The organism is Pontibacter akesuensis (assembly GCF_001611675.1).
Lineage (GTDB): Bacteria > Bacteroidota > Bacteroidia > Cytophagales > Hymenobacteraceae > Pontibacter > Pontibacter akesuensis.
Genome location: NZ_CP014766.1, coordinates 3,251,957 through 3,265,297, shown reverse-complemented (window position 1 = coordinate 3,265,297; position 13,341 = coordinate 3,251,957). Strand labels below are relative to the sequence as shown.

The window sequence follows — 13,341 nt, the reverse complement described above, 5'->3', positions numbered from 1 at the left end:
TTGCAGCTATAAACCTGCTTCCTATAAACCATACAGCAGGTATCATGTTCAAGCTGAATGGGGCGAGGTAATTTAAGCAGTATTTTATTAGGGGAGTTAGTTGCCTCCGGAACAGGCCACGGAGCAACATTAAAACAAGCGAAGCAGGCGCCCCTGTTTCTAAAAATTTTTATTTGAAATTTTATAGCCCCAAATTGCCAACATGAAATTTTTACTTAGTCTTCTATTACTAGCCTGCGCGCTACTTTCTCCCGATCTACTTTTAAACGTTGCCTCTGCCCAGCAGCCCCGCATCAAGGACTACAACAACAACGGATGGTACATGTACTTCGGAGACCACAAGCTTTCGGACAGGTGGGGGGTGCATACCGAAGTTCAGCTCCGTCGTCACAACATTATAGCAGATCCGCAGCAGCTACTTATCCGGACAGGAGTTAATTACAACCTGACGCCCGGCGCCATGCTTACCCTCGGGTATGGCTTTATAGAAACGCACCCTTACGGAGATTATCCCGCGGCTGGTACTTTCCCGGAGCAGCGCATATACCAGCAGCTTCAGTTACAGGGCTCTCTTGCCCGACTGGGCCTGTCGCACCGCTACCGCCTGGAGCAGCGCTGGGTCAGGCAGCCAGAGGCGAGTGCTTATACGTACCTGAACCGGGCCCGCTACATGCTAAAAGCAACGCTACCATTCAGTGGAAATACGCTGGAGCCAGGAGAGCTTTTCCTGGCGGCTTACGATGAGGTGTTTGTTGGCTTCGGCAAGAATGTCAGGAAGAACATTTTTGACCAGAACAGGGCCTATGTGGCGTTAGGGTATAAAATTAGCTCCGGCGCAGCAGTGGAACTTGGTTACCTGAAACAGATCGTGCAGAAGGCAGACGGTGTTGTATTTGAGCACAACCAGACCCTGCAGGTAAGCCTTTTCCACAATCTTAACTTTGCCAGAAGCAATTAGGTCTCCAGACCTTGTCTAACTACCTAGAATGTGCCTATTCAAGCTAACCAAGGTGTATTCAGCAGGAGGTTCTACCTTATGGTCGCCCAGAATTATAATGCTGTTGCTATGCGTTGCAGATAAACCGTTGATGTAAGACTACATATTAAGTAGCGTTGCTTCATTCTATTACTTAAACAACAGCTTGCTTAAATTTTTTTACTGTCATTTATAAGCCAATTAAATCGCTTTAAACCATGAGGTTCGGCAGGGGACAGTAAAACAAAAGTGCCTGGCAGATGAAGATTTGCCAGGCATTTTTGTTTTTAAGAGACGGAGTAAGTGAATTCTCACCAACAGCCTACTTATGAGTAGTTAAATTGTAGTGCAATAACATTGCAAGTATACTCTAAGCTGAATTTTATGCAGGATTTTATTTAAAAGCGAGTACTTACCATGACTGTTGCCATTCAGGTGAGCTGGCTTTTCTAGGTTATAGTTCCTCTTTTATAACTCCTCTAAAAACCTTTGTTTCATTGTAGATATTGATGCCAAATAGTTTCCATGTGAGGATACCGTCTGCTGTAAAGTCTGCACTTTTATTCGGGTCTAAGTTGCGTGCCTGAATTGATTTTAACTCCCATTCGTAGCCAGAAACGAACCCAGTCAAATAGCTTTTGCTCTCTACGGGTATATAGTTATTTTGCTCAGCCGAATACTTCACATACATGTTAATATCAAGCGTTAGATTGTCTTCAAGTAGCACTTTTTTTATGATGACCTCATTCTGTTGGTCATAATCGTCAGTGATGATGAATTGGTGCATATTTTTCTTTGAGGAAGAAGCCGAAGCGATCTGCACAACACCAATAACCAGTATGATGGCTGAAACAACTTTAAATTTAGGATTAAAGATCTGTCTGCCCTTTGCTATAAATCCGACAAGCAAATAAAAAAAGTACAGTAAAATTATAATGTTTAGTGTTGACCAAATTAAGTGTAGCATAGAGTTTTTAGTTTGTTTTCAATTATTGTGTAGTAGAAGGTGAAATCTTATAAGCTGTTGCAAGTATGGCAACGAACCTGTAGCAGCTTACTGGATGATGTAATTCAAGCTTAAGTTACAAATTGATTTTACATATAGCCTCATTTTACTGACAATAGATTGAAATATTTTTATTTATGCTGCCGATTAGCAAATTAAAGGCATTGTGCTCCTTATCAACCTAACAGCAGTGCTTCACCCCCGCTCCACCACCACGTACCTGGCTGAATAGCCGTTGCTTTTGTACAGCAGTTGCAATGCAGTGATGAAGGAATCCATGGCGGAGGGTTTGGCGCGGTGCGTGCTGATCGGGTTGAGGTAATTAGTATAGCCCTGCCCGCTGCTGCGCCACACAAAGCCCCTGATTTCCTGCTCCTCCAGTTCTGTAAACCGCTTCGCCAGCTTCACGCTGCGCATGTACGGCAGGGCAGCTTTCATACTTTGGTAGTCGGAGAAAGCGTACAGGCGGTAGTTGGCGCTCAGTTTAACGGAGTTCATGCAGGCAAAAATAAGGTACAATTCCGAATCTATCCCCTCTCCTGCCGCGGCTATTTTTGCTCCTCAACCTGGGCCGTTCTCCCGTTCCAGCTTTCCGTTCACCAAGTATAGGCGCATTTCCAAAAACAGGGCAGTGTTTTACGCGTCTACTCCTACTTAAACAAAACAATTATGAGCCAGAACAACGAAAACAAACCGAACATGCAAGACCCGAAAGACCAATATGCCAAGCCGCCTTTTCCGCAGCAGGAGCAGGATGTGCCGGGCACAGAGGAAGAGATGACACCGGACGCCGACCATGGCGAGAAAACCTATAAAGGATCGGGCAAACTGGAAGGACGCAAAGCTATCATCACCGGCGGCGACTCCGGCATTGGCCGTGCCGTGGCTATTGCCTTTGCCCGCGAAGGAGCCGATGTGCTGATCTCCTACTTAAATGAGGACGAGGACGCAAAGGAAACCGCGCGCCTGGTGGAAGAAGCCGGCCGTAAAGCGGTACTGGTTCCCGGCGATATCAGCGAGGAGGAGCACTGCAAAAGCATTGTGCAGCGGGCCGTGGAGGAGTTTGGGCAGATTGATGTGCTGGTGAACAACGCTGCGTTCCAGATGGCGCGCGAAAAGCTGCAGGACATTCCGAGCGACGAGTGGGACCGCACGTTCCGCACCAACATCTACGCCATGTTTTACCTGTGCAAGGCTGCAGAACCGCACATGAAGCCCGGCAGCACCATCGTGAACACCACCTCTGTAAACGCCTATAAGCCATCACCGGTGCTGCTGGCCTACGCGGCTACCAAAGGCGCGATTCAGAACTTTACGGCAAACCTGGGGCAGATACTGGCCGATAAGGGAATCCGGGTGAACTGCGTGGCACCGGGCCCTGTCTGGACGCCGCTCATCCCGAGCACGATGCCGGAAGACAAGGTGAAGGAATTCGGAAAGAGCGTGCCGCTCAAGCGCCCGGGGCAGCCTGCCGAACTGGCACCGATCTACGTGCTACTGGCCTCGCAGGACTCCAGCTACATGACGGGCTCCACGGTGCAGGTAACAGGAGGCACACCAACTATTTAAAGTATAGGCTGCACAATACGTCAGCCATACTTGTTGATTAAAAGAAAAGCCTTGCAGTTTCCGCTGCAAGGCTTTTCTTTAAAGTTAATGCGGTGCCCGAAGCAGGCACTCCTGAATTTTAAATTTCTACTGCTTTAAAGCAGGCGCCATAAACGAATTCCTAAAATGACAACAGCTGCGGGTATGGCAATGGTGTTTATTATCTTTAGTGGGCTCATACGTCTAGTTTTTAGTTGGTTGTACGATGCGGCAGTGAGGACGGGTTGTGCCTTTGCCAAATTATTACGGCACCTGCCTCCTGTTGCTGCGGATCTGGCAGAAACTTACTCTGGCGCATTTTTTGTACCTTGTGTTCTGATTTATCTCAAACAAGGCCTGATAAGGCAAATTTATACCACACCAAACAACCTATGGGAAACCCGATTATAAAAGCAGGCAAGGCATCTGGCTTGTTTGCCGTGCTGGCGCTGGCCAGTTGCACCTCTGTACAAACACAGGAAAAAACAACGCAAATGCAGACCTCCGTAGAACAAAAGCAGGCTGAAACCAACCCGCTGCTGGCCGAGTGGAAAGGCCCTTACGGCGGCGTTCCTGCCTTCGACAAAATGAACCTGGCTGACCTGAAGCCGGCTGTTGAACGCGGTATGGCGCTGAACCTGGCCGAGATCGAAGCCATTGCTAACAACCCTGAGCCTGCCACTTTCGAGAACACCATTGTGGCCATGGAAAGAGCAGGCGAAGAGCTGGACCGCGCTATGACGTACTACGGCATCTGGAGCAGCAACGTATCGTCGCCGGAGTTCCGCAAGATTCAGGGAGAACTGGCACCGAAACTGTCGGAGTTCTCTTCCAAGATCTCGCAGAACACAAAGTTGTTCGAGCGCATCAAAACGGTTTACGAGAACTCAAAAAAGAACCCGCTGCCAGCCGATCAGCAGCGCGTGGTGGACTTAGTGTATGAAGGCTTCGCGATGGAGGGCGCCAACCTTGACGCGGCTGCCAAAGAGCGATACGCTGCCATCAACAAGGAGCTTTCGTCGCTTTATACTTCCTTTTCGAACAACGTGCTGGCCGACGAGGAAAACTACGTGACCTACCTCACCAAAGACCAGCTAAGCGGCCTGCCGGAGTCGTTTGTGAAATCAGCGGCCAAAGCTGCTGCCGACCGTGGCAAGGAAGGCATGTACGCCGTGACCAACACCCGCTCGTCGATGGACCAGTTCCTGACCTACTCCGACAACCGCGAGTTGCGCGAGAAAGTATGGAACACCTACTACAGCCGCGGCGATAACGCCGATCAGTACGACAATAACGCCAACATTGCCAAAATTCTGAAGCTGCGCGATGAGCGTGTGCAGTTGTTAGGCCATGATAACTATGCCGAGTGGCGCCTGCAGAACCGCATGGCCAAAACACCGGAGCGCGCCATGGACCTGATGAACCAGGTATGGCCGGCTGCCCTCGCCCGCGTGGATGAGGAAGTGAAAGACATGCAGGCAGTAGCCAAAGCCGAGGGAAAGAAAATCAAGATCGCTCCCTGGGATTACCGCTACTATGCCGAGAAAGTGCGCAAGCAGAAGTATGACCTGAACTCAAACGAGGTGAAGCAGTACCTGCAGCTCGACAACCTGACTCAGGCGCTGTTCTTTACCGCTGGTGAGTTGTTCAACTACAACTTCACGCCGGTACCGGAAGGCTCTGTTCCTGTTTTCCATGAGGATGTGAAAGTATGGGAAGTGACGGACAAAACCACCGGTGAGCACATCGGCCTTTGGTACCTCGACCCATTTGCACGCCAGGGCAAGCGCTCAGGCGCCTGGGCCACCACGTACCGCAGCCACACCACCTTTGATGGGAAAGAAACAGTGCTGGCCTCTAATAACTCGAACTTCGTAAAGCCCGCCCCTGGCGAGCCGACGCTGATTTCCTGGGATGATGCCACCACGTTCTTCCACGAGTTCGGCCACGCGCTGCACTTCTTTGCCTCTGACGTGAAGTACCCGACCCTGAACGGCGGCGTGCGCGACTATACCGAATTCCAGTCGCAGTTGCTGGAGCGCTGGTTGTCTACCGACAAAGTGATCAACCAGTTCCTGCGCCACCACGAAACCGACAAGCCAATGCCGGCTGAACTGGTAGCCAAGATAAAGAAGGCCTCTACATTTAACCAGGGTTTCGAGACTACAGAGTTCCTGGCCTCTGCCCTGATGGACATGAAGTACCACACCGTAGACCCGGAAGGCATTGACCCAGACAAGTTCGAGAGAGAGACACTAACGGCGCTTAACATGCCGGAAGAAATTGTAATGCGTCACCGTTCGCCGCACTTCGGCCACGTGTTCTCCGGCGAAGGCTATGCCACCGGTTACTACGGCTACCTATGGGCCGATGTGCTGACATCTGACGCAGCTGAGGCGTTTGAGGAGGCACCAGGCGGTTTCTACGACAAAGAGGTAGCAGCCAAGCTGCGCAAGTACCTGTTTGCCCCGCGCAACTCCATGGACCCGGCAGAGGCATACCGTCTGTTCCGTGGCCGCGACGCCAAGATCGATGCATTGATGCGTGACCGTGGTTTCCCGGTTCCAAAGTCGCAACCGAATAAGTAATAAGGCTTTTCCCTGATTGCCTTTTGAAGGTGATGTGCGGGAAGGGCAAGTATAAAAAAGGGTGGTGCTGGTTAGTCCGGCACCACCCTTTTTTGTTTAGTGGTTGATTAGGATTTATACTTTTTGAGGTGATTTTGTACGGTAAAAGCGAAGGTGTGTGACTAGCGACTGGAAGGCGTTTCAACTGCCAGTGTAAACCCACCCCTGCCCCTCTGAGGAGGGGAATCTACCTCACCCCAGCCCTCTCCTAAAAACAGGAGGGGGAGTTTCTGTAGAAGCATAAACATCCCCCTACCCCCTTCAAAGGGGGACTTAGCTTAAAGTGCATAGCAAAAGCAGTGGCTACTGGAGCTGATATCAGTCCTTGGGTTGAGTGCCTTTGGAGTTTTTCGGTCCCGCGGGAGCGGGATTGCAAAGCAAAGCGAGCAAAGAAAAGGTCCCAGCGCGATGCCCTTATCGAGGGCCCCTACCCCCAGGTCGGGGCCTCGCGGCCGTGAGCGCTCCAAAGCTGGAAGTGAAACATTAGGTGATTGGGAGCTGGAGGATGAACCGTAACCAGCATTAAACAGCAGCTAAAAAGAGTAGAAAAACACCCCTCTCTCTAACCCTCTCCCCAAGGGGCGAGGGGACTTTATACCTCTATAGATAATTCCCTCCTCGGAGGGGCAGGGGTGGGTACTTTGCAGGCAGAGCAAATAGTTTAAGCATTATTTAACTTCGCAGCTTACCCCGCTACTTATACTTGCTCAGACGTAGCCCGAATACACCGGCTCATCTCCTCCCCGATCTGCATCAACGCCTTAGATTCTTCCTCGGTGAAATCGTAGGGAACGGGTTTTGCAATGCCCAGGGTGCCGTACAGTTCGCCATCCAGCAGCATGGGTGCTGCGATGGAGCCTTCCACTTTTGTCTCTTTGGCAGCCGGGCGCGCCACACCTGAGCCGTCGGTTTGCAGGTTGCACATTTCCACCGGCTCTTTGCGCTCAGCCGCAATGCCGGCCATGCCTTTGCCGATCGGTATCTGCTCCATCTTGGGCAGCAGGAACGGCGGAATGCCTTGGTGCGCCTGCAGTTCCAACAAGCCTGTGGTTTTATTTAGGGTGTGGAGCGTACCGGTGGAGCAGTCGAATGCGTCGATAACATCGGCCAGCAGGGCCTGCCACGAAACTGTGGTTTGCTTGTTCTGGAGTTGTGCAAGTATAGGAGCGATTTTGGAATCCATCAGGTGGTACGGTTAGGTAAAAAACAGATTTACTTTTGGATATGCCATACGCAAAACCTGCACAGTACAGTTACTTTTTACTTGTTATTAAACTGCACGCACGAGCTTTTTATACTTTGTTCCTTCACACTTCGGCAGTCCGGCTTTGGTCCTTTATCGCCACCACCAGGTGGCAGCTGCTACGCTTACTTCAGTTGGAGCAGGAAACGGGTGCCGATGCCTATCTGGCTGTCTACTTTTATACTTCCGCCCATGGCCTCTAGATGAGCTCTCGTCAGGTATAAACCGATTCCACGGCCGTCGGCGGTCGCGTGAAAACGCTTGTAAAGTTTGAAAACATCCTTTCCCGCGCGAGTCATATCAAAGCCGGTTCCGTTGTCGGTGATCGCCAGAAACTTGCCCAGCCGCGTGTCGCCGTAGAGCTTTACGCTGATCTCCAGCGGCCGATCAGCTGCGCGGTACTTGATGGCATTGGTCAGCAGGTTATAGAAGATGCTGTATAGGTAGGCACTGTTTCCGCGCACGTACGTGTCTTGCTTTATGTCGAGGGTTACACTACCGCCACAGGCTTGCAGGGGCTCCCGAAGGCTTTCCAATACCTGCTGGCACTTCAGGCCCAGCTCAATCTGCTCCTGCTCCAGCACGTGCTTGCTGTCCCGGATCGAGAGGATGGCGCTTAGGTCCTTCAGCACAACATCGAGTTGCGTAACGCTTCTTTTCAGGTTAACCAACGACTTATCGTACATCTCCGAATCTCTGTTAAACTTGAGAAGCAAGTCCGAGAGGCCCATTACGTTGGCAACAGGCGCCCGCAGGTTGTGCGACACGATGTACGTAAACTGCTGCAGGTCGCGGTTGTGGCGGTACAAGTCCTTTGCAAGTTCAGAGAGCTCCAGTTCCGAATTTTTAAGCGCAGTAATGTCTGTCTGAGTGGTGATGAACCGCTGCAGCCTGCCCTCCTGGTCCCGGATGGGATTTACCTGCACTGAAAGCCAGATCTCCTCTCCATCCTTCCTGTAGTTCAGTATTTCAAAAGCCACGGGCTCTCCGTTCAGCATCTTTTCTTTCATCAACTCAAACTCCGATGTGTTAGAGTTGCTGCTATGCAGTAGCTCCGATGGCCGCTTGCCCAGGGCTTCTTCCAGGCTGTAGCCCGTCAGGTTTACAAAGCCCTCGTTCACCCACTCAATTCTGCGGTCAGGGTCGGTTATGATAACACCGTTTGTAGTGGTGCTGGCAACCAGCGACAGCTTTTCCAGCTCCTGCTTCGCCTTCACTTTTTCCGAAATGTCGCTGAAATACACCAGCAGCCCCTCTTCCGATGGGTAAGCTTTCAGGTCCAGCCACAGCTCCAGTTCTGGGGAGTATGCCTCAAAACTAACCGCATTCCCGGACTCCATGGCGTACGTATACTGCTGATAAAAAATACTTTTCTTTCCATCAGGAAAAACATCCCAGATATTTTTACCGATAATATCCTGCTGGTAGGGATTCAGGATTCGATCAAACTCGTGATTGGCGTATGTGTATGTCCAATCTTTACCGATGATGCAGAACGCGTCTTTTATACTTTGGAAAAGCGTGTTCAGCTTTTTTGCCTGCTGCTTAACGGTGTTGTGCGAATTTGTTACCGCTGTAATGTCTTTCACAATACTGTACACGGCCACTACTTTCCCGTTCAGGGAAACGGGAATTTTGGTAATGTCGAGTATGGTCATTCCCACACCCTCATAGTGCAGCGCCAGCTCCATTTTTACAGTTTGCCCCTCAAACGCCTGTCGCAGGTAATCAGCACATACAGATTTAGATTCAGGCGGCAGCATGTCCGAGTAATGACGGCCTACTATCTCCTGCTTGGGCAGGTTGAGGAGGGATTCCCCAGCCAGGTTAATATCCAGGATAATGCCCTGCTCGTTCTCGATCATCACCACATCCGGGTTGTTATCGAACAAAGCCCTGAACTGCTGCTCGCTTTTAGTAAGTTCGTTCGCACTTCTTCGCTGTTCGGTTACATCGTGTGAGTTGGCAACCAAAGCCTTGATGTGCGGGTTGTGCAACTGGTTGGTCAGCGTGGTTTCAAGCCACCGCCACTCGCCTGTAGCACTTTTGTAACGAAAATCCTGCTTCCTGATTTTTGAAGGTTCGCTCAGCAGCTTTGCAAGGCTTTCCTCCACTCTCGGCACATCATCAGGGTGCAAATGCTCGAAGGCACTGCGGCCGATGAGGTGCTCGGGCAGGTAGCCCAGGTCTTTCAGCGTAGAGCCCGCACTGTAGAGGTACGTTCCCTGCGCATCAAACAACGCCAGCATATCGGTGCCGTGGCTGATCAGGGCCTGGTGCAAGTCGTCTTTCTCGCGAAGCTTCTGCCTGGCAAGCATCAGTTCACTAATGTCGCGGCCAGTACAAAAGGACACCTCATCGTCTTCAGACCAAACCATAGACCAGAGCATTGGCACCAACTGACCTGATTTATGAATACAATTATGTTCGAAGGTGGTTGTTTTCAAACCCGCCAAGGTCTGCTCCGCCACGGCACGCGTCCGGTCATGCTCGTCGGGAGGAATAAAAGCGAAATAGTGGCGGCCCAGCATCTCCTCGCTGCTGTACCCAAGTATATGCTCGCTGGCATCGTTCACATATACAAAGCGTCCATTCCGGTCGATGGAGCAGATCAAATCAAGAGAATACTTCATCATATTCTCATAGAAGCCTATACTTCTACCGGAGCGCATCATTTTTCAATTTGTGTGGAGTGCTTACTTCTATTCCTTTTATAACTAAAATACTATACTTAACAAGCTGCTTTAACGATAGTCGTTGAGGCGCCTCGTGTTTCCCGGCGGCGCATCACTTTCATAAAGCAAAAACTTAAAGACTGAAATAAGCCGGTTTTGCTGTCACTTTTAAGTAGTACACGTATGGCTTTCATTGATCGGTTTGTACAATTCCGGCTTACTTAAGTCTACCTAAATCAGCTTGAATGCTTGGTATAGTAAAATAACGCTTAAAGTAAGATTAAATACCAGTGCAAAGCAACAGCAGCATCAAAATAAAACAAATGGTTATAACATTGGCTGAAAGCAACTGAGTCTACTTATTTTAGCACCACCTGCCTTGGTAGTAGTTACAGAAGCACATTACCTGCCTGTCCATAAATCCAATATAGTCTATGCTTTAAAATATCCAATTATAAAAAGCTTATCTATCTTACTCAAAAATGTGCATAATTCTGTAGAGGCACTTTCTGCGAACCCCACATACGTCAGCGCGTAACTCATAAGTATATACCAGACACCCAACTATGAGCAAGCAAGACAACATTCAAACCCAGCAGCAGTTTGGCGAAGCAATTAACAGCGGCAACCTCGAAAGATTCAAGGAGTTGATGGCCCCAAACGTGGTAGACCATGACCCTGCCCCAGAACAGGGACCGGGACCGCAGGGCTTTATCGACTTTTTCACAACGTTTCGGGCAGCCTTTCCTGATTTAAAGGTGGAGGTAGACCAGCTGGTGGCCGACGATGAAAACATATCAATTGCCTACACGGTAACAGGCACGCACAAAGGAGACTTTATGGGCATTGCGCCCACAAATAAAAAGATCAGCGCACGCGGGGTGCAGATTGCCCGCTTCGAGAACGGAAAAATAGTGGAGCGCTGGGGCAGTTCCGATGAGCTTGGCATCCTGAAGCAACTGGGCGCCAGCATCAGCGCCTGATTCAGGCACAGGCGCAGGTGGCTCACATCGGCTGCGCCCGTGTATTTCCCTCTCCACACTAAACATCAAAGCTTTTTGCCCGTTGTGTAAACGGACAGCCCTTACCCCCTGCCCTTTATTTTAAGCTATTGCGTACGTGAGTTTTTTTAAGAGAGCCTGGAGCATACTGAAAGAGGTAAAGCGGAATTTCCGCAACGGAGAACCTGTTGTACACAGTGCTGCCATTGCCTTCTTCACCATCTTTTCGCTGCCTGCCATCTCCATTGTCATCACCCTCATCGGCTCTGCCTTTTTTTCGGAGGATACGGTGCGGAAAGAGATTGTGAAAGAGGTGCGGAGCCTTGTAAGCGTGGAGGCCTCGGAGCAGGTAAACGTGGTGATACAGAATGCCCTGGAGGTTCCAGCGGGGTTTTGGGGTGTGCTGTTTGGTATTGTGGTGGTGGTGCAAAGCTCCTCCATCATGTTCTTAATTATACAAAAGGCGCTGAATGCGGTGTGGCAGGTAAAACCCAAGCGAAACCTGGGTATTCTGCGGATAGTGAAACACCGGCTGATTACGCTGGGAATGGTGATCGGCCTGGGTTTGCTGCTCACGCTTAGCTTGTTGCTTGATACCACCATCACCATGTTTGACGAGCAGCTAAAGTATGCGTTTGAGGAGTACTTCTCCGGTGCCGTGCGTGCCATCAACACCGTGTTCTACCTCCTCATCGTCTTTGTTTTCTTTACGGCGGTACTTAAGATACTGCCCGACGTGAAGGTTTCGTGGAAAGATGCGCTTGTGGGTGGGCTCATTACCTCCATTTTTTTTCTGATCGGTAAGGAGATCATCAACTACGTGTTGGGCAGCATCAGGATCGCGGGCCTTTATGCGGCGGCTGGCTCGCTGGTGGTGCTGCTGCTGTGGGTGTTCTACTCCTCTGTGATTCTCCTATTCGGTGCAGAGGTTACCAAAGCCTATGCCTCCAGCTACGGCAGGCACCCCAAACCCAGAAGTATAGCCGAAAGAATAAACGGCAGGTAATTAACCAACCGGGAGTTCCACATAAAAAGTGGTTCCCTGGTTCTCTACGCTCTCACACCAGATGCGGCCCCGGTGCAACTCCACTATGTTTTTGATGATAGACATGCCCAGGCCAATGCTTTTTTCGCCTTTGATGCCGCGCCTGCGAGCCTTGCTGAACTTATCGAAGAGATGGGGCTTTAAATCCTCGGGGATGCCGATGCCGTTGTCCGCCACCGAAACCAACACCGTTTTGCCCTTATCCTCGAGCGCCACCGTAATTATGCCGCCGTCGTTCGTAAACTTGATAGAATTGGAAATCAGGTTATTAACCACCTGCATAAACTTCATCTCGTCGAGGTACAGAAAGATGGGCTTCTCCACCGGATCAAACCGAAACTCCTTCGACACAAGATGCGTCCGCTCGCGGTAACTGTCTATCACCGTCTGTATTTTCTCCGCTAAGTCAATCCGCTCCATGTGCAGCACCACCTGCGATGACTCCAGGAACTCGTTGTCCACAAAGTCGCGGATCATGTCAGACCCTCTTTTCGAATCCTGCTTGATGAAACCGATGGCCTGTGTTATATCCTGGTCGCTGTTTTCCAGTTGCTCCTCAATCAGGTTGATGGCGCCCTGTATGTTGGCGAAGGGGGCCGCCAAGTCATGCGACAGTATTTCCAGCGTGGAATTTTTCTTGGCGTTAAACTTGAGCACATTGTTCAGGTAGGCTTTTTTACCCGTGATATCCTCTGCATAGCCTGCAACCATGCCTGTCTCGCCGTTCATGGAACTTGCCGGGGCAGCGGAAACACAGATCCATTTATAGCCCCCGGCAGTAACCATGAACCGGAACTCCAGGTGCTCCTGCACTTTCCCGGCCAGCAACAGTTTATAATGCTCCCGCACAAAATCAACGTCCTCGGGGTGCACCTTATCCAACAGCGCCCCAGGCGAGTCTACTACATCCTCCAGCGGTAGCCCGAACAAAGCTGTAAAGGCAGGGTTCAGGTACTGAAACCGCCCCTTTTCAGGGTGGTAAACAAAGTATACCTGCGAGAATTTTGCCGCTACCTCTTCAAGTATGGGTGCTATGTTAGGGTTCATCAAGTACGGGTTACTGGTTGGATGCTGCTGTAGCAGGTGTTGTTATATACTAGCATCTCAAAGCGCAAGTTTCTTTTAATTCACTCGCCGGCGCTTTGAGAGACAGCGATGGCGCGTGGCGCGCGCAGGTATCG

11 protein-coding genes are annotated in these 13,341 nt (G+C 50.5%); 6 read left to right on the top strand and 5 right to left on the bottom strand.

Annotation, left to right across the window (positions count from 1 at the left end; genetic code table 11):
* The first annotated feature begins 202 nt into the window (after positions 1-202).
* Positions 203-958, top strand: a complete 756-nt coding sequence (locus A0W33_RS13855; protein ID WP_068838749.1) for a DUF2490 domain-containing protein — start codon at positions 203-205, stop codon at positions 956-958.
* Between the two features lie 472 nt (positions 959-1,430).
* On the opposite strand, the gene A0W33_RS13850 is transcribed toward A0W33_RS13855, so the two are convergent.
* Positions 1,431-1,943 carry a hypothetical protein gene (locus tag A0W33_RS13850; RefSeq protein ID WP_068838748.1) on the bottom strand — a complete coding sequence of 171 codons (513 nt, stop codon included), beginning with the start codon at positions 1,941-1,943 and terminating at the stop codon, positions 1,431-1,433.
* A 234-nt stretch (positions 1,944-2,177) separates the two neighbouring features.
* Positions 2,178-2,480, bottom strand: coding sequence for a hypothetical protein (locus A0W33_RS13845; protein ID WP_068838747.1), 303 nt, complete (start codon positions 2,478-2,480; stop codon positions 2,178-2,180).
* A gap of 171 nt (positions 2,481-2,651) precedes the next feature.
* On the opposite strand from A0W33_RS13845, the gene A0W33_RS13840 reads away from it, so the two are divergent.
* The 3 genes from A0W33_RS13840 (at position 2,652) to A0W33_RS13830 (ending at position 6,157) form a co-directional block, all read left to right on the top strand.
* Positions 2,652-3,551, top strand: a complete 900-nt coding sequence (locus A0W33_RS13840; protein WP_068838746.1) for an SDR family oxidoreductase — start codon at positions 2,652-2,654, stop codon at positions 3,549-3,551.
* Between the two features lie 165 nt (positions 3,552-3,716).
* Positions 3,717-3,980 (top strand): hypothetical protein, encoded by a 264-nt coding sequence (locus A0W33_RS21105; RefSeq protein ID WP_068838745.1) that lies wholly within the window; start codon positions 3,717-3,719, stop codon positions 3,978-3,980.
* On the top strand, positions 3,962-6,157 hold the full coding sequence (locus tag A0W33_RS13830) for a M3 family metallopeptidase (RefSeq protein ID WP_068838744.1): 2,196 nt from the start codon (positions 3,962-3,964) through the stop codon (positions 6,155-6,157). The genes A0W33_RS21105 and A0W33_RS13830 overlap by 19 nt, the downstream gene beginning before the upstream one ends.
* 736 nt (positions 6,158-6,893) lie before the next feature.
* Here A0W33_RS13830 and A0W33_RS13825 read toward each other — a convergent pair.
* Together A0W33_RS13825 and A0W33_RS13820 are read right to left on the bottom strand one after the other, a co-directional pair.
* On the bottom strand, positions 6,894-7,379 hold the full coding sequence (locus A0W33_RS13825; protein WP_068838743.1) for a GAF domain-containing protein: 486 nt from the start codon (positions 7,377-7,379) through the stop codon (positions 6,894-6,896).
* Positions 7,380-7,564: 185 nt separating this feature from the next.
* Positions 7,565-10,114 (bottom strand): PAS domain-containing sensor histidine kinase, encoded by a 2,550-nt coding sequence (locus A0W33_RS13820; protein WP_071890061.1) that lies wholly within the window; start codon positions 10,112-10,114, stop codon positions 7,565-7,567.
* Positions 10,115-10,680: 566 nt separating this feature from the next.
* Here A0W33_RS13820 and A0W33_RS13815 point away from each other — a divergent pair.
* Both A0W33_RS13815 and A0W33_RS13810 read left to right on the top strand, forming a co-directional pair.
* Positions 10,681-11,097, top strand: a complete 417-nt coding sequence (locus tag A0W33_RS13815; protein ID WP_068838741.1) for an ester cyclase — start codon at positions 10,681-10,683, stop codon at positions 11,095-11,097.
* 136 nt (positions 11,098-11,233) lie between these two features.
* Positions 11,234-12,121 (top strand): YihY/virulence factor BrkB family protein, encoded by an 888-nt coding sequence (locus A0W33_RS13810; protein ID WP_068838740.1) that lies wholly within the window; start codon positions 11,234-11,236, stop codon positions 12,119-12,121.
* On the opposite strand, the gene A0W33_RS13805 is transcribed toward A0W33_RS13810, so the two are convergent.
* Positions 12,122-13,207, bottom strand: a complete 1,086-nt coding sequence (locus A0W33_RS13805; RefSeq protein ID WP_068838739.1) for a PAS domain-containing sensor histidine kinase — start codon at positions 13,205-13,207, stop codon at positions 12,122-12,124.
* Positions 13,208-13,341: the final 134 nt, after the last annotated feature.

Coding starts and splice junctions, on each gene's coding strand:
- A0W33_RS13855 (WP_068838749.1), top strand. CDS start 203: ATGAAATTTTTACTTAGTCTTCTATTACTAGCCTGCGCGCTACTTTCT.
- A0W33_RS13850 (WP_068838748.1), bottom strand. CDS start 1,943: ATGCTACACTTAATTTGGTCAACACTAAACATTATAATTTTACTGTAC.
- A0W33_RS13845 (WP_068838747.1), bottom strand. CDS start 2,480: ATGAACTCCGTTAAACTGAGCGCCAACTACCGCCTGTACGCTTTCTCC.
- A0W33_RS13840 (WP_068838746.1), top strand. CDS start 2,652: ATGAGCCAGAACAACGAAAACAAACCGAACATGCAAGACCCGAAAGAC.
- A0W33_RS21105 (WP_068838745.1), top strand. CDS start 3,717: ATGACAACAGCTGCGGGTATGGCAATGGTGTTTATTATCTTTAGTGGG.
- A0W33_RS13830 (WP_068838744.1), top strand. CDS start 3,962: ATGGGAAACCCGATTATAAAAGCAGGCAAGGCATCTGGCTTGTTTGCC.
- A0W33_RS13825 (WP_068838743.1), bottom strand. CDS start 7,379: ATGGATTCCAAAATCGCTCCTATACTTGCACAACTCCAGAACAAGCAA.
- A0W33_RS13820 (WP_071890061.1), bottom strand. CDS start 10,114: ATGATGCGCTCCGGTAGAAGTATAGGCTTCTATGAGAATATGATGAAG.
- A0W33_RS13815 (WP_068838741.1), top strand. CDS start 10,681: ATGAGCAAGCAAGACAACATTCAAACCCAGCAGCAGTTTGGCGAAGCA.
- A0W33_RS13805 (WP_068838739.1), bottom strand. CDS start 13,207: ATGAACCCTAACATAGCACCCATACTTGAAGAGGTAGCGGCAAAATTC.